Genomic DNA, 17,092 nt, shown 5'->3' on the forward strand with positions numbered 1-17,092 from the left:
CTCTTTGAAAAACAAAACAAGGAATAAAGTTCTTTAACTATTTAAAAATAAAACATAATTTAAAAGATGAAGATATTGTAGCTTTAAATTATGAAAGTGCTATGCAGTATTATAAAAGTTATATTAATGAATTGTATTGAAGTGCAAAATACAATGATTTTATTAGTATAAATCCAGTATTTAATGCAATTAATGACGATCAATATACGAGTGAAGAATTTAGGGAAAAATATATTACTAATGGTTTTGAGCAAGCGTATAGAGATATATTAGGCGATTTTGAATATAAAAGCGAAGTTAATATTGCTAACATTGAAATTAGTGAAGATAAGCAAGGTATTTATATCTATTTGAATCCAAAAACAAGTGAAGATATTTATAGATTACAGCAAAGATATTTTTTGAATGTTAAGTTTAGAGATGTTGATTCTAGTGCAAAAACTTTAATTAATTTAAATCTAAATCAAGAACTATTATTGAGTTTAGCTCGTGATAGTTTAGTTAGTGAATATACTAAAAAGTTAAATCAAAATATAAATAGAATTTTCACTAATGATATGGAGGAAATAAATAAATTAAACATTTCTTTGAGCTTTAATGTAGATACTAAAATTTTAAATATTGATGTTGAAGTTAAAGAGGAATATAAAGATAAGTACAGAATTGAACCTAATAACACTTTTATATTGCAAATTGAAGGTTTTACAGATGTAGAGTCAATAAATAGCAATGAAAACAATATTTTTGAAGGTCTGGTTGTGGATGATATTAATTTGTCAGGTTTAGATGATTATGATGAAATTAAAAGCTTTATTTTAGAGCAAATAGCTACCAAAATACCACATTTAAAATTAGGTACTGATTATGAAATTAAAAATTTAGATACAGTAATTAAACAGAGAATTAAACCACAGATAAATGTTTCGAATGTAAACTTACCTCGTAAGTCATCATTGGTTTTAGAGGCATTAAATGGTAGAAATGGCGTTTTTTATGTGGGTGTAATTAATACGACGAATAAAATTATTGATAATGATATAGATCTTAAAAACATTAAAATCGATGACTTGATAATTAACGAAAATAATATTGTTGGGTTAAAAACGAAGGTAATAGAATATATCACAGATGAATTAAATAAGTATGGTTTAAACCTTAATTATGACGTGAGAATAATAAATTACAATGAAGGTATTTGATATTTGTCAAAAGGGAAATCAGCAAAATTTGATTTTATAATTGAAGGTATTAATAAAAAAATTAGAAATACTACTACTGTAAATATTACAAATCAAGCAGAATTTGTTAATGATGAAAATGGAAATAAGATTCTTTATGATTTAAGTTTAGTTGTTAAATGAGTTTTTAAATATAGTGAAAATGATTTAGGCAATTTAAGAAATAAAATTATTAAAAATGTTTCTGATTTTCTATATCAGAAATATAAATTAGAATATAAAATAGACTATCAATTTAATTTCGAAGAAATAGATAAACTTGTAAGAAATATTACTTCCCAAAAAAATGTAGAATTAGAAGATATATTATTTATTTATCCAGTAGAAAATGTCTCGAAAAATAAAGGTAGTTTTTACATTAAAAATATTACTGGTTTAGATATCATTGATAATTTAGATAAGGTAAAACCTGTTGAACCTGTGCCTGTTAAAGATGCAGAAGAAATTAAAAGAGCAAAATCTAAACAAAATCTGCTTTTAACGATTTTAGTGCCATTAGGCGTGGGAATTGTTTTGATTGGTGGTATTATTGGCTGATTTATAAAGGTTAGATATCTAAATAAAAAAGTTAAATAATTTTATTTGGTTTATGTACATTATGTGTATAATATAGTTATCAAAACATATCTGAATCGCCAAGTGGAATCAGCCGCAGTTGAGACTTGGAAGTGGGATATGTTGTGAGTAGGCGAGACAAGAAAAAATTATATTTTTCGGTCATAACATTCATTGTTATGACGATTTTTTTATATTTTTTTATATATAATAAAAGAAAAGGGAGTGTTATGTTTTGGAAAGTTTGAGATAGAACTCGATATTCTACTAATAAAAAAATAGATACCTTATCACATGATGTTAATGGAAATAAAATTCAATCACATGGGGGAATTAGAGATAAAAGACCTTTAATTATTTTTTACAATGGTGAAGATGCGTATTTTCTTAATGCGCGAACAGAGAAAAAACATGGAAATATATATAAAGGCGAGATAAGAGTAAAATTTGATAATTATGATAAATACTCTCTTATCGATACATCATCAATACATGTAATGAAAAGTGATGAATTTTTTAGAATATATAAAAATAAACAATTTAATACGCTATATCAATTAAATAATGAAGATTCCAAAAAGTTAATTGATGGATTAAGTAATAGTTTGGAATCGGATCATTTAACTATACAGAGAATCAGCATTAACGATAAATACGAATCCGTTAGTGAGGTTTTATTTTCCACCAAAATTAAAAATGACCTACCTTTAAACAAAAGCTTTAATGAAAATTACTTAGTGCAAACAAACGAGGCCGTAGCTACTGTTTTACATTTAAGAGCTCTTATTAAACATTTAAAAGTTATGGATGATGAGGAATTAACGAATTATCGCAACGCTGAAAATGTAGATGAATACATGTATAAGAACTATAATGGTTATCGTAGTAAAAATGATTATATTAAAGTATTAAACCAAATATCTGAACCTGAAAATAAAGAAGAAGTTAAATCTAAATTGTCATTATAACGCCGTGTTAAAAACGGTGTTTTTTTATAATTTTATTATGCAATACGAAATTAACATTTTTGACAATTTAAGTAATTTAAGAAGTTTATATGCAGCGAAAGCAGACGAATTAAATCGTCTAGAATACGAGTTTAGAACTAAGACTAGATTTATTACACATAAACATTTTAGAATCGCCAGAAGGCTTAAAAAACGCTGAATTACATTAGGTGGTGAGTTTGAGTTAAATATTACAATGTATGAGTTTAGTGATAAAGGTGTGATGAAAAGAGAATTATATTATCACGATAAAATTTTAAAAAACTTAGCCATTTGTAAATATGATTTTGAGCTGGTGAAAGCTTGCATATTAGCAGACCTTAATAATACAAAATTACCAACTGAAGTAGTGGCAAAACAACCATCGAAACAACATCTGTTTTATCTTAAAAAACGCTTTAAAATTGACGAACAAATTAGGGCAAAAAATAAACTAGAAATTAGTAAAAATGAAGCTATTTTAGCAGGTCAAAAAAACAGCAAAATTCATTTAGAAATTGATGATTTATTTATCAATTTTCAAGGCCGTAAATATGGCGAAAAATTAAGGTGTCGTGAAGCTATTATTCATAGTAATTTTATAGGTGGAAATAGGTCTAATAAAAGGAAGAAAAATAGGTCAGCTATTTGCTTATTTTTCTTAAAAAAACTTAGTGCTAAAAGCGATCAAAATAATGATTTAAACTACTTTTCAAATCGATTAAATGATTATATTGAAAAGTTAAATTTAAACAAAAATAGCATAATTTTTAAGGGCGATGGAGCCAGATGAATGAAGTCTATTTCACAAAAAATAGGGGTCAAATATGTGCTTGATTATTTTCATTTAGTTAAAAAAATTAATGAAACTTTTGGATTTAATCACTTCGCTTCGAAGGAGAATAAGAAAGTTTTTACGAACTGATATAGTGCAAAATATCGACTAAGATGGGTCGAACTATTTCGCAAAATTTTTAGCAAAAACGATAAGCTTGGTTATGAAGCATATGTTAATTTTAGAGATAATTTTATCTTCGAAGCTCGACAAAAACAGATAAATAATAAATGTCTTTTAGCTGCTAAAAGACTATTTTACTTCATCGAAAATCATAAAGACCAGATATGAAATGATGAGAATAAGATATGCCTGATTGCTAGTTATACCGAGCATTTTGTCTTCAATTATTTTAAAAAACACATTAAAAAAATGAGCTCAACTTTTGGTTTGAGCTCCATTAAAACAAAAATAATATATAAAAACCTGAAAAAAGGTGTTGGCACAATATTTTTATAAATTTTGATTATTTTTTATTAGTGGTACAGGTTTGTGAAATTAATAATTTAGATTTTACTATAACATAGTTATAGTAAGAAATAAATAAAATAATTTTTGTAGTAGTTATGGAGCAGTTTTTAAAAAGTGGTACAAACTTGTACCACAAAAACTGAAAAACTCTATTATTACAAAGTAATAATAGCAAGGTATAAAATGGTGCTTCGGTTAGAAGCTTTGTACCATTTGTTGCCTTGCCTTAAAAGGCGTACGCGCGCGTGCAAAAGAAAATTTTATTTTTTTGCACCAGTTTTTAAAACGCAAAAATCTTAAAAATTTCTGAAAAAAATTAGGTATAATGGTATTAATCAAAAATTAACTAGTTAGGTTTTCAGCTAACACACTAATTTTTTACCGATCCGATTTTTTCAAAAAAGTTAATTAATGTTAAATACAAATAAAAACATCTTCGCTTAAAAAGATGTTTTTATTTGTAACTAAACAGTCCCTTTTATTTTTTTACTTTTAAAATGTGAAATAACAACTAGCATAAATTGTGAGAAGTAAATCAAGAATGATATTGTTTGTCACATCATTGCAGATAATATATTCGAATCTAAGTCGCCTCTATTAATAGCTAGAGTTACTCAGTATAATAATCAGAAGAAGTTAACGCATACCATGCAAATTAACATTGGAACTGACATACCATCAAATTTTCTGTTTTCAAATGATCTAATTACACTTGGTAAAAAGCTAAATGTTGTCAACATTGGAAATATCGTAACGGCAACAACCATTAGTTTTGGATTCATGTGTCTATCTTGGATTATTCCGAATAATGATAAGACAGTTGATGCGATAGCAATCGCCATTGAAATAACTAACACTAATCAAGCATGTTTTCTTCTCGACTTGTCTGGAGAGTATAAATATAAAAAGAATAAAGTTAGTGAGAATATATATGATGCAGCCATATTAGAATATGCTGTGGCTAACATTTTTGGGTTCGTTACATCTCAAGAACCTAAAATCATTCACCCGACAATTCCTGAAAAGAATAATCAGAATGAGTAATATTTAACCTCTGGACTAGTTTTCTTAGTTTTAATTAAGTGAATTAATTGAGGAAGCCCAATAAGGACGGTAAAAATTAGCGATGTCATGCCAAACAGCCATGTGAATCAGGCTGAAATTGGTTTTGCACTAGTCAGGTTTAAAAACCCTAAAACTGTGTTTTGATCCATTAATAAAATCCTTCTTTCTTTATAATAAAATTATTGATATATTTGTGTATTTTGTCCGTATTTTTGTAGAACATAGCGTGACCGGAGTCGTTTAGTTCATACGTGTTAATATTATATAGATTTATATATTTTTCTGCCCTAGAAAAATCGAAATAATGGTCATTTCTACTGATAATTGCAATAAAATTTGATTTTTTATTATAAAAATTCTCGTAAATCTTCTTAATTTTGCTAGTTTCAAATATTTCGTTAGCTAAAACAGTAAATCTTTTTTTTCGTTCAATATAGAATTCAGGAGGTGTTTGGAGGATTTTTTGTTTAACAGATTCGGTTTTAATCCATGTATCATCATACTTAGAAAATAGGTTTAATTGTGATTCATAAAGTTCTTTAGGAGTAGAGGGAAGCATTCATTTAGATCTGATTTTTATTGACTCTCGAGACTCATCTCTAGGCATTAATGGTGTTACACCAAAAACTAATTTTATATTTTCATTAAAAGTTGCGTTATAAAGACCGGCCGCTGTTCCTAATGAATGGGCGACAACGTAAATGTGTTTATTTTTCAATGTTTTTTCAATAAATTCTTGTACTATTTCGCAATAGTACTCCATAGTTGGTGTTTCTATGTTATTAGTTGATTGACCACATCCGGGCATATCGGGAGCAATAATTGAGTACATTCTGTTTTTAATTTTAAAAAGAGATAAAGCACGCTGTGCTTCATCTCCAAAACCATGAAGAAATAAAACAACTATGTTGGTTAATTCTTCATCAACTAAATAAGAAATTGTTTCATTATCTAGTTCAATAAATTTTCTAATCATTATTTATCCTAAGATTAGTTTTATAACTTCGTCTGGAGTTATGGTGCCAAAGTACTCTTGAAATTCAATTTCGTTAAAGACTTTTCTTATTGCTTCTTCTTTTAGCGGTAAATTATTGAATTTTGGTTCAATCTCATGAATATCTTTTTTACTCAAGAAATCACCTTCGAATCTTAATTCTTTAATGATTCCTTTTTCGATATTTCCTTTAATGGTTACAATACCGCCTTTAAATTTGTTACCGCTTCTAAAGGTAAAAGTAGCAGCTTTGTTAAAAATTCAGTCTTCTGAACTTACTTTTTCATACATTTCATCTAATTGTTTTTGGTATTTATCATAAGGGATATCCATTAAAATACCTCCAGAATTTTTAACAAAATAATCAATTAACTTAGTTATGAAAGTTTCAACATCCATTTTTTCTTGTAGTTCATCATAAACATTTGTGACACGCGCTCGAACTGATTGAATACCTTTTGACTCGTATTTGATTCTAGCTGGGTTTAGAGCATTTGAAAGTTTAGTCAAATCTACATTGTAAAGTATTGTTCCGTGGCTCACAATTCTATTTTTACTTAAATATTGGGCGTTTCCACTTATTTTGCAACCATTAACATGAACATCATTTCTACCGTGGAATTCAGCATTTAAACCGAGCGATTTCAAAAAGTCAATAATTGGTGCTAAAAAACGTTCGTAGCCACCTTGATTATTGTAATCAGTAATAAAGCTAAAGTTGATATTACCCATATCGTGGTAAACAGCGCCACCACCCGATTTACGACGTGCTAATTTAATGTTATTGTCAATAACATATTGTCTATTAATTTCTTCGTGTGCATTTTGGTTATTTCCGATTATTATCGCATTATCGTGTTGATAAAGTATTAATACATCTCCAGTTACATCAGGATCGTTAAGAATAATATTTTCTAAAGGCAATGTGATGTAAGGACTAGTTTCTTTAATTCTATAAATTTTCATTTTTCCTCTTTTCTATAAGTAAATTTTACCACCTATTTTTTAATGTTTTGTGCTGATAATTAAGTATTTAAGAAAAAAACAAGCATTTGAAACGCTTGTTTTTTAAGCAATTATTTTTTTATTGTATCTTTTTTTATAGAAATTCGATTTCTTGAAGAAATGAATTGCAACAGCTTGGAGTATTGACCAAGCACTAGTTAAGAATCAATAAATTTGAACACCAGCAGTGAAGATTAAGGTAATGAATACAAACACAACCATCATTATTCATTGCATTTTATCGCTTTTTTTCATCGCAGCTCGTTGTTCGATGCTTAAATGTTTTGTTTTTCTTTTGTTTAACAACCTTGGAACAAACATTGACATAAATTGTGTCCCGGCAGTTAGTATTAATAATATTAGATATAGATATTCACCTGCGAACAGTCTCTTATATGAAACTGCAGCAAAGTCAAAACCTAGAAATTGTGTTGATTTTAGCTCGGGCACTGACTGAATTACACGTCACATAGCAATAAAAATAGGGAATGAAATAACCATAGATAATATTGCATCCATTGGGCTTACGCCATTTTTCTTGTACAATTCTGATATTTCTTGTTGTTGTCTCATTTTCATTTCTTTATTGCCTTTGAATTCGGCATATTTTGCATCAATTTTAGCTTTACGTACACGTAATTCTTCTTGAATTGATTGTGACATTGTTGCTTTTCATGTAATTGCTAAAACTATTAAACGTGTGATAATAACTGCAATTAAAAGCACTAGGAATGTACTTCACCCATGAGCGTCAGGCAATGGGGTTCTAACAGAGAATGTTAGTCAGGCTATTGGCCAGATTACAAATGAAAAGAAAGGACCATAGCTTAAAGTCGATTTAAATGAGTAGAAAGAAATTTGTGGTTCAGCTGCAGCATATGGAATTGTGTTTTTAACTGCATACGAAGGTGCGCCAATCACAGATTCAGGCGTACTCAAACTAGAAATTTTCTTTTGACCATTTTCATCATAAAGTTGTACACCGAATTTATCAATTAATGGTAATTTGGTGTTTGTGTGTTTTAGTAATGTAGCATCTAAATATGAGTCCATTACTTTATGGTATCTTGTAAGAGCCACATATTCTTTTTTAGTTAGAGTGGTCTTTTTGCCATCAATAATAGATTGCATAAATTCAGCATATGTTTTGCCATTAAACGCATCATCATAGTATTTGTTGTTTACAAAAGTATTACGGTATAAGAATTCCAAAACATCACGTCCATATTTTTGGAATGGAAGGTTTTGGTATCCTTCTTGGTCATTATATACGGTAAATAACGAAGCTTTCTTAACTACTAGTTTTTTATTTTCGGGGTGGTATATTGCTAAAGATTTATTATTAATTAGATATAATCCATCTTCTTGTTTTTCACCAATGATTGCCTTTAAAGAAAAATCGGTATCTAAATATTTAAAGCTTGTTCAATTTTTGTAAATAGATTGATAATTTTTAGCGGTACTGTTGATGTATAGATATCTATTTGGTGTCTCACCGGTAACAATAGGCGTTTCATTTAAATTTTCATCAACATATCTGATTGATGAAGAAAATTCCCCATTTTCACCATATTTACCGCCATCTTGTACTGCTTGTTTTCTTAGTGATTCGATAACATCGCTGTAGTTTTTGTAAGCCAAGTGGTAGTTAGACTCTGGAGAATAAGTGATTTCATAGTATTCTCCGGTTTTCATATTGTTGGTGTCATTTTTTGCGGTTTTTTTGATAAAAGTCGAAACTGTTGGTGATATTTTAGCTTGTGAATCATAAAATTCAGTACCAGCACCTGTATAATTTGAACTTTTAATAACCATAGTTTGAATGCAACCTGTTAAGGTTAATGCAAACAACAATACGTATAAGATGATTTTAATTACAAGTCAAACTTTCTTTCAGACTGCTTTCTTTTTGCTTGGTCCTTGATTGTTATTCTTGCCTTTGAAGAAATCAAAGTTATTTGATCTATCTCTCATGATTTATTTTTTTAAATAACCTTTCGGTTGTTTCTAATTTTGTTTGATATTTTTGGTTTAAAAATTCTTTACGTAAGATAACAACAAAGTGATACTTTCAATCATATAATCCCAAAGAATGAATTACTGATTTTAATTGACGCTTATAGAAGTTTCTATATACTGCATTGCAGAATTTCTTAGGAATAGTAATTCCCACTTTAAAGTCATTGGCTGGTTGATAGTAAATTATTAAATATTTGTTAATAATTTGCTTTTTACCTTTGATGACATTGTCAAATTCTCAACTCTTTTGTAATCTAAATTCTTTTTTCATTTTAAAACCTAAATAGATAAATTAGTTATTGTCCGATACAGTTAATCTAGCTCTACCTTTAGCTCTTCTAGCGGCTAAAACTTTACGTCCGTTAGCTGTAGCCATTCTTGCGCGAAAACCATGTGTTTTAACGTGTTTTCTTTTGTTTGGTTGGTATGTTCTTAAACTCATTGTAACCTCCTGTGTGTTTAAATGTTCTATCATATATAAATATATATTAATAAAACGCTTTTCTATTATATACAACTGAACAAAAAAAAATAGAAAAAAACTACTTGACAGATAATATGCACTGCTAATTTATTGTTTATCCACAATTTATTAACAATAATATTAGGTTATTTATTAAGTGAAATAAAAGCTGTTTTTTTAACGAAAACACACGATTTACAATTGAAATAGGTGTTTCAAATAAAGAGTAAAACATATATGAATAAAGTATTTTTAATATGGAATTAATAGTGAGTAATATTTGCCATTTAATTAGTGGTATAATTAGACAATTAATACTTAAATTAGGAGTTAACATGTTGAACATAAAGTATATTCAAGAAAATAAGATGAAAGTACGTGAAGCATTGCAAAAGCGTAATTTTAATATTGAAATTTATGACGAACTAATAGTATTGTTAGATAAACGCGGTAAGTTAATGCACCAATCTCAATCTAAAAAAGCAGAATTGAGTAAATTTAGTAAAGAATTTGCTGAAGCTAAAAATGATAAAAATAAATTAGATGAATTGAGGAAAGAAGCTGCGAAAATTAAAGCAGAACAAAACAAACTTGAGGCAAAAGCTAACGAAATCGACCAAAAAACAAACGAATTATTGTGAACAATACCCAATATTTGTTTAGATGAGGTCCCTTTTGGAGAAACTGACAAACAAAATATTGTTTTGGCTACGCACGATAAATTAGGTAGAGGTTTGGTAGCTAAAGCAAAACCACATTATGAGATTGCTAAAGACTTGGACATTATTGATTTTGAACGTGGCGTAAAACTTTCTGGTACCAGATTTGTTGTTTACAAAGGATTAGGAGCAAGATTAACGAGAGCAATTCAAAACTTTTTACTTGACCTTCACACCTCTGATGGTTATACTGAATTCTCAACCCCTGTAATTACTAAGCCTAATATACTTTTTGGAACTGGGCAGTTACCTAAATTTAAAGAAGATTTATTCTCGGTAGATGGTAATGATTGATATTTAATACCAACAGCAGAGGTTACATTAACAAACTTATTGAATAATGAAATAGTCGATTTATCAGTACCTCATCGTTATACGGCGTTTACTGAATGTTTTAGATCTGAAGCGGGCAGTGGCGGTAAAGACACTAAGGGGATAATAAGATTGCACCAATTTAAAAAAGTTGAATTGGTTAAAATCACAAATGGTAAAGATGCTATTGCAGAATTTGATCAAATGCTTTTGCAAGCAAAAAAAGTACTTGAATTGTTAGAATTACCATATAGAGAGTTATTATTATGTACTGGTGACACAGGTTTTTCATCTAGAAAAACTATTGATTTGGAAGTTTGACTACCTTCAGAAATTCAATTCAGAGAAATTTCATCAGTTTCATATATGGGTGAATTTCAAGCAAGAAGAGCAATGATAAGATACAAAGATGAAAACGGCACAAATCAATATGCACACACTATGAACGGTTCTGGTTTAGCTATTGATAGACTTGTAGCTTCTATTTTAGAAAATTATCAAAACGCAGACGGAACTATAACAGTCCCTAAAAAACTTGTTCCATATATGGGGACGGAAATTATCAAATAATGATTTAAAAAACATAATCGGGCGATTATGTTTTTTTGCATTATTATTTCTCTTGACTTTTAATTACATCATAGTCGAAATCAGTAGGAACATTTCTTCCGAAATATTCAACTTCAACGGAAACCATTTTTTTAGTGTCGCTTGCTTCAATAACTTTACCACTTTGACCTTTAAATGGCCCATCAATGATTTCTACAATTTCGCCGACAGAAAATTTTGTTTCAAGCTTTCCTTCGTAGAAATCTTTCAACATTTTTTCTTCGGATTTAAAACATTTTCTTATTTCACGGCTTGTTACTGGTGTTGGTTTTGCCCCTTTACCAGATGAACCGATTAAACCTGTTACATACTGTGTGTTACGGATAACAAATCAAGCTTTATCACTCATATACATATTAATAAAAATATAACCACTGTACATGTTGATCATTTTGACTGTATAAGGTTCTCCGTTAAGTTTCTTTTCCGCCTCTTTGGCTGTAAGGCTAGGTTTTTTGAAGATTTTAAATGCACCATCTTCTGTAGCTTCGTTGTTGAAACAGTCGTCGACTTGTTCACTAATTATTCTATTTCTTAATGATTCAACAACCAAATCCTCTTTACCAGATACTGTGCTGATCATGTATCATAAAAATTTTTTTTCTTCCATATTTTCTCCTACTGTGTATTTAATTTAATCCTAATTTAGTTCAAATTAGAGTGATTAATGTTGCAAAAAGCACCACAACTGTCGTGAATAATAAAGTAAAAATTACTACCTTTAAAAATGATGTTCAGTTTGTCTTTTGGCTAGGTCATCTAACTCGTTTCATTTCTTTAACAAAACGTCTAACCCTGTACTTTTTAACTTTTTTTGTTTTGTTCTCAGGCATTATTTTTCCTCTTTATGTAATGTGTGTGTTTTACATTTTGGACAATGTTTTTTGATTTCTATTCTTGCCGGGTTCCCAGACCCTTTCTTTGTTGAATAGTTCATTGAACGACATTCCGAACAACTTAAGGTAATTTTTACTTTTTTCATATTTATAATTATAATTTATTCTCCTTATTTAACGGTAAATAAAAAAGTGCCTCGCACTAACTACTATTTTACACCATCTATGTAGCAATTAAAAGATTTTTTAATATGATGCAAATAGTCATTTTTTTTATTTCCGGTCATAAACATAATTTTATTTTTATCATTTTCTAATTTACACATATTTCTATATATTTCGTCAAATTTCAGTTTATTATTAATAAATAATTTTATATCGTATTGGTATATAAAATTATCAAAATTCAATTCTGCATAATCGTCTTTAAGATTAAATAATTCTTCAACAGGTATTGGAGAAATATTTATTTTTCTTTTATTTCTTAGCCAGTAATTTATTTTTGTTAAGCAAAAAAATTTACTAGAAGAAATCAAAAAAGTTTTGAATGATGCTCCTTTATCTGTTCTAAAATTCTTAATAATTAATGGTATTTTTAGTAAAAATTCATTATAGATATCTTCATAAGAAAGCGGGATATCGAATTTTCTGCTAAGAATTGATTTAAATGTAATTATCAATTCTTGTTTGTATAAGCAATCAATTAAATATACTTGTTTTTTAAAACTAAGTGATGATAAAAAACTACCAACTTCACTTTGATTTAGTTGGTTGAATTTTGAAATTAAATTCATAGGCTACTCCTTGGTTATTTGATTTATTAATAAACCTGCAGCAACTGAAACATTTAAAGATTGCACCGTTCCCTTTTGTGGAATATAGATAATAACATCAGACTCATTTAAAACTGGTTGTGATACACCCGAGCCTTCATTTCCTATAACAAGAATAGTTGGTTTGTTGTATTCGACTTTATCGAAGTGTTGAGCATTTTCGCTTAATGCTGATGAGTAAACTCAGTATCCTGCTTTTTTAAGTCTTTTCAAGGCAGCAACAAGATTGTTGACTTTTACGACCTTAACACCAACAAAACCACCAGAGCTTACCTTTAATACAGTGGAAGTAATTCCTGCTGATCTGTCTTTGGACAATATAATGTGTTTAATACCTAAAGCGTTAGCAGTTCTTAAAATAGCTCCCAAATTATGGGGGTCTTGAATTTTATCTAATACCAAAACGTTATTTGGTTTTTCTTTTTCGATTATTGCAAGATCATAAATAGGGAAATCTTTTAAAACCGCAATAATTCCTTGGTGATTTTCTCTTGTAATTTGGTCAAAAAACTTATTATCTTCAACGACCACTTTTACAGTTGTTTGGGTTTTTATTTTTTGAGCAAGATTTTCGTTGTTAACATAAATAACCATAATGGGCAATTTAGCGTTTATTGCATCGTTTACAGAATTTCTTCCTCACAATATTAATTTTTCCATATTATGTCCTTTAATTATTATTAATTTTTCCGTTTTAGTTTGTGTTAATAATGTCCTGTTTTCATTAATTTTTCTCTACAAATATCAGCATTTAAATAGTCTTTTTTCTCTACAAATGAACGCCATTCGTCAAAAAGTTTTATTGATTCCAGATAGTTTTTGTAATTAGTTAATGTTGGGTGCAAAATGTTTAAAACAGTGATTATTGTTTGCGCAACTTCATAAGATTTATATTTATTATATTTTTTGATTTCTTCATTTAATAACATATTATATTTTGCGAAATCATAATTAGCTAATGCTTCAAAAATTTTAATTGATTCTTCAGATGCAGATGACTGGCCAAAATTATTGCCGTGATTTAAAAAGATTTGAAAAATCACTTTAATATATTTTGATTCAACTGATTTAAGATTCTTAAATAATTCTTCCGTGATATTTATTGGCGCACTAAATTTAGCGGTTAAAATCATTAATTTATAAATTTCAACTCCATATTTATTAAAAAATTCTTCAGGAGAAATAACGTTTCCAAGTGATTTTGACATTTTTACACCTTCGAGATTAATTTGTCCCGTTCTCAATCATTCACTTGCCAAGTGTTTATTATGCAATGCAAAATGTTGTATATTTTCATTTTCATGGTGGGGAAATGTTAAATCCATTCCGCCACTATGAATATCAACTCCTTGAGAAGAAAAATGTTTATCTATTAGGGCACAACATTCAGTATGTCAGCCCGGTCTACCTTGTCCAAATGGAGAATCGTATTTTATACCTACTTTTGTATTTTTTCAAAGGGCAAAATCGGCAGGGAATTTTTTATTGATGTTTTGTTCCTCAAAAGCCATTTTTTCAATTTTTTGTCCCGAAACACTACCATAAGAATCAGCATTTTTTTTAACATCGAATCAAACATTCCCTTCTGAATCAGAATATGCATTACCAGTATCAATCAGTCTTTGAATATATTTTGTAATTACGTCCATATTATCAGTAACTTTTTCAACACATGTAATAGTGTCAACATTTAACATTTTTAATAAATCGAAATAAACTGCGGTATATTTTTCCGAAATTTCTTTCTCTGTTTTATTTGATTCAATAGCTTTGTTAATGATTTTGTCATCGATGTCAGTTATGTTATGAACTAAACAAAAATCTTTTTTTAAAAAACGCATTGCTTTTAAAATTAGGTCAAATGTGACTATTGCTCTTAAGTTTCCGATATGAGGGTTGTTATAAACTGTCGGTCCACAAATATATAATTTAATCATGATATTAATTATACATATTTAAATTTGTATTTGATATATATGTTATGTTGAATCTAGGAAAAAAATTTTTTATTTTGTAAAAAAATAAATCACAATTATTAATTTTAAGAAAATTGATTGCTAATTCACACATTTTACAATGGAATAGGTAAAATTACTGAAATAAAAAATAATGTAAAGTAACTCCTTTGTATTTGTAGCGATGCATTAAAAATCATTAAAAAATGACTAATTTTTTACCTTATTACTAAATTATATATAGAGATTAAGTATAAAAAATAGTATTATTGATATATGCAAAAATATGATGAAAATAGTATTCAACAATTAAAAGGTTTAGAAGCGGTGCGTAAACGTCCTGGTATGTACATTGGAAGTACTGACGTTAATGGATTACACCACTTAGTTTGAGAGATAGTTGATAACTCAATCGATGAGGCGTTGGCTGGTGCAGCCAATGTAATTTCAGTTATTTTAACCAAATCAGGTTCTGTAATAGTAAAAGATAATGGTCGTGGGGTACCGGTCGGTAAAACCCAAACGGGAAAAACTGCAGTTGAAAGAGTATTTACTGAACTACACACTGGTGGTAAATTTGATGAAAGCGCTTATAAGACATCTGGGGGTCTACATGGTGTTGGTGCTTCTGTAGTAAATGCATTGAGTACAAAGTTAATAGCCACAGTTCATAAAGACGGCGGAATTTATGAAACTGTTTTTGAAAATGGCGGTGAAATAACACAAAAAACTAAACTAATTGGTAAAACAAAAGAAAATGGAACAATAGTTGAATTTTGACCTAATTATGAAGTATTTAAACGCTCAAAATTGAGTTACGAAAAAATATCTGAAAGATTAAGAGAAAGTAGTTTTTTAATTGCTGGTTTAAAAATTATTTTAATTGATGAGATAAGAGATCAAAGAGACGAATTTCAGTACGAGAATGGTATAAGTGCGTTTGTAGAGTTCATGAACGACTCTAAAAACGCAATTGGAGATGTTTTTACATTCCGAGAAACTAAACGAGATATTGAGGTTGAGTGTGGTTTTCAATATACTGATAGTTATAATGAAACAATTCTGTCTTTTGTTAACAATGTTAAAACTAAAGACGGTGGAACGCATGAATCGGGATTGAAATCAGCATTAACTAAAACATTCAATGAGATAGCAATGGATGAAAAAATGATCAAAGGTAAAAATACTTTTGATGGAGATGATATTCGCGAAGGTCTAACAATTATAATCAGTGTTAAGATACCTGAAAAATATCTTGAATTTGTGAGTCAAACCAAAGATAAACTTGGAACCCCTGAAGCTAAAAGTGTTGTCGAAGAAGTCGCCCTTAAGCATCTTAAAATTTGATCGGTAGAAAATAAACCATTAGTTAAAAAAATATTAGACAAAATTAAAAAAGCTGCCGAAGCTCGAGCTAGTGCACGTAAAGCAAGAGCCGAAGCTCGTTCAACCAAAAATGCTTTAAAAGAAAAACAAATTTTAAGCGGTAAATTAACACCCGCCCAATCAAGAAATGCATCCGAAAAAGAATTATTTTTAGTTGAGGGCGATTCTGCTGGAGGTACCGCTAAAAAAGGTCGTGATCGCAAGTTTCAGGCAATCTTGCCTTTAAGAGGTAAAGTTCTAAACACTGAAAAAGCTAGACTTTATGAAATATTAAAAAATGAAGAAATTGCAACAATTATAAATACTATTGGGGCCGGTGTTGGTGATGATTTTGACATTAAAAAAGCTCAGTATGGCAAAGTAGTAATTATGACTGACGCCGACACAGATGGGGCGCACATACAAATATTACTTTTAACATTTTTCTTCAGACATATGAGAGAACTTGTAGATGCTGGTATGGTTTATATCGCATTGCCACCTCTATTTAAAGTTACGAGTACTAGAGGTAAAAAAGAAATTATTTATGCTTGAGACGAATTAGAACTAAAAGATATTCTGCAACAACCGAACTTTAAAAATGCCGAAATACAGCGTTATAAAGGTCTTGGTGAAATGAATGCAGACCAGATTTGAGAGACAACAATGAATCCCGAAACTAGAACTTTGATTCAAGTAAAAATTAATGACGTTACTTTAGCTGAAAGACGTGTTTCAACATTAATGGGTGACAATGCTGAACCAAGAAAAGAATGAATTAACGCAAACGTAGAATTTAGTCTTGAAGACGACTATGAAATTTAGGAGGCCT

The 17,092-nt window shown here is 29.0% G+C and carries 17 protein-coding genes; 5 read left to right on the forward strand and 12 right to left on the reverse strand.

The features are described from left to right. From NW238_RS00005 to NW238_RS00015, 3 genes are all read left to right on the forward strand, one after another. Nucleotides 1-1,814: Mbov_0399 family ICE element protein (locus NW238_RS00005; RefSeq protein WP_373889490.1), on the forward strand; the 1,814-nt coding region annotated here is incomplete at its 5' end. A 209-nt stretch (nt 1,815-2,023) separates the two neighbouring features. Then, the gene (locus NW238_RS00010) at nt 2,024-2,761 is read left to right on the forward strand and encodes an Mbov_0400 family ICE element protein (RefSeq protein ID WP_258451582.1); all 738 of its coding nucleotides are present in this window, start codon (nt 2,024-2,026) and stop codon (nt 2,759-2,761) included. A 37-nt stretch (nt 2,762-2,798) separates the two neighbouring features. Next, on the forward strand, nt 2,799-4,073 hold the full coding sequence (locus NW238_RS00015) for an Mbov_0401 family ICE element transposase-like protein (protein ID WP_258451583.1): 1,275 nt from the start codon (nt 2,799-2,801) through the stop codon (nt 4,071-4,073). Nucleotides 4,074-4,549: 476 nt separating this feature from the next. Here NW238_RS00015 and NW238_RS00020 read toward each other — a convergent pair whose 3' ends face one another. From NW238_RS00020 to rpmH, 6 genes are all read right to left on the reverse strand, one after another. Continuing rightward, the gene (locus NW238_RS00020; RefSeq protein WP_216505284.1) at nt 4,550-5,299 is read right to left on the reverse strand and encodes a PQ-loop repeat-containing protein; all 750 of its coding nucleotides are present in this window, start codon (nt 5,297-5,299) and stop codon (nt 4,550-4,552) included. Further along, nucleotides 5,299-6,126, reverse strand: a complete 828-nt coding sequence (locus NW238_RS00025) for an alpha/beta fold hydrolase (RefSeq protein WP_258451584.1) — start codon at nt 6,124-6,126, stop codon at nt 5,299-5,301. The genes NW238_RS00020 and NW238_RS00025 overlap by 1 nt, the downstream gene beginning before the upstream one ends. Nucleotides 6,127-6,129: 3 nt before the next feature. Continuing rightward, on the reverse strand, nt 6,130-7,110 hold the full coding sequence (gene lplA / locus NW238_RS00030; protein WP_216505282.1) for a lipoate--protein ligase: 981 nt from the start codon (nt 7,108-7,110) through the stop codon (nt 6,130-6,132). 102 nt (nt 7,111-7,212) lie between these two features. After that, the gene (gene yidC / locus NW238_RS00035; protein ID WP_216567771.1) at nt 7,213-9,123 is read right to left on the reverse strand and encodes a membrane protein insertase YidC; all 1,911 of its coding nucleotides are present in this window, start codon (nt 9,121-9,123) and stop codon (nt 7,213-7,215) included. Next, nucleotides 9,113-9,439: a ribonuclease P protein component gene (gene rnpA, locus NW238_RS00040; protein ID WP_216567770.1), complete on the reverse strand. Its 327-nt coding sequence runs from the start codon at nt 9,437-9,439 to the stop codon at nt 9,113-9,115. Before rnpA ends, yidC begins: the two co-directional genes overlap by 11 nt. A 21-nt stretch (nt 9,440-9,460) precedes the next feature. Then, entirely contained in the window at nt 9,461-9,610 is a 150-nt protein-coding gene (rpmH, locus tag NW238_RS00045) for a 50S ribosomal protein L34 (RefSeq protein ID WP_171111374.1), read from the reverse strand. Nucleotides 9,611-9,966: 356 nt separating this feature from the next. Here rpmH and serS point away from each other — a divergent pair, with 356 nt between their 5' ends. Further along, nucleotides 9,967-11,232, forward strand: a complete 1,266-nt coding sequence (gene serS / locus NW238_RS00050; RefSeq protein WP_258451585.1) for a serine--tRNA ligase — start codon at nt 9,967-9,969, stop codon at nt 11,230-11,232. A gap of 43 nt (nt 11,233-11,275) precedes the next feature. On the opposite strand, the gene nusG is transcribed toward serS, so the two are convergent. The 6 genes from nusG to NW238_RS00080 all read right to left on the reverse strand — a co-directional run bounded on the left by nusG (nt 11,276) and on the right by NW238_RS00080 (nt 14,877). Further along, entirely contained in the window at nt 11,276-11,881 is a 606-nt protein-coding gene (nusG, locus tag NW238_RS00055) for a transcription termination/antitermination protein NusG (RefSeq protein ID WP_216505278.1), read from the reverse strand. 19 nt (nt 11,882-11,900) lie between these two features. After that, nucleotides 11,901-12,104 (reverse strand): preprotein translocase subunit SecE, encoded by a 204-nt coding sequence (gene secE / locus NW238_RS00060; protein WP_216567769.1) that lies wholly within the window; start codon nt 12,102-12,104, stop codon nt 11,901-11,903. Continuing rightward, nucleotides 12,104-12,253: a 50S ribosomal protein L33 gene (rpmG, locus tag NW238_RS00065; RefSeq protein ID WP_216505277.1), complete on the reverse strand. Its 150-nt coding sequence runs from the start codon at nt 12,251-12,253 to the stop codon at nt 12,104-12,106. Before rpmG ends, secE begins: the two co-directional genes overlap by 1 nt. Nucleotides 12,254-12,316: 63 nt before the next feature. Beyond that, nucleotides 12,317-12,901: a hypothetical protein gene (locus NW238_RS00070; protein WP_216505276.1), complete on the reverse strand. Its 585-nt coding sequence runs from the start codon at nt 12,899-12,901 to the stop codon at nt 12,317-12,319. Between the two features lie 3 nt (nt 12,902-12,904). After that, the gene (rlmB, locus tag NW238_RS00075; RefSeq protein ID WP_216505275.1) at nt 12,905-13,600 is read right to left on the reverse strand and encodes a 23S rRNA (guanosine(2251)-2'-O)-methyltransferase RlmB; all 696 of its coding nucleotides are present in this window, start codon (nt 13,598-13,600) and stop codon (nt 12,905-12,907) included. A gap of 44 nt (nt 13,601-13,644) precedes the next feature. Continuing rightward, nucleotides 13,645-14,877: a class I tRNA ligase family protein gene (locus NW238_RS00080; RefSeq protein WP_216505274.1), complete on the reverse strand. Its 1,233-nt coding sequence runs from the start codon at nt 14,875-14,877 to the stop codon at nt 13,645-13,647. Between the two features lie 294 nt (nt 14,878-15,171). Here NW238_RS00080 and parE point away from each other — a divergent pair, with 294 nt between their 5' ends. Next, complete coding sequence (parE, locus tag NW238_RS00085; RefSeq protein WP_216505273.1) at nt 15,172-17,085, forward strand: DNA topoisomerase IV subunit B; 1,914 nt, start codon at nt 15,172-15,174, stop codon at nt 17,083-17,085. Nucleotides 17,086-17,092: the final 7 nt, after the last annotated feature.

The sequence above is a fragment of the Mycoplasma zalophidermidis genome, assembly GCF_024742155.1.
GTDB classification, from domain to species: Bacteria; Bacillota_I; Bacilli_A; order Mycoplasmatales; family Metamycoplasmataceae; genus Mycoplasmopsis; species Mycoplasmopsis zalophidermidis.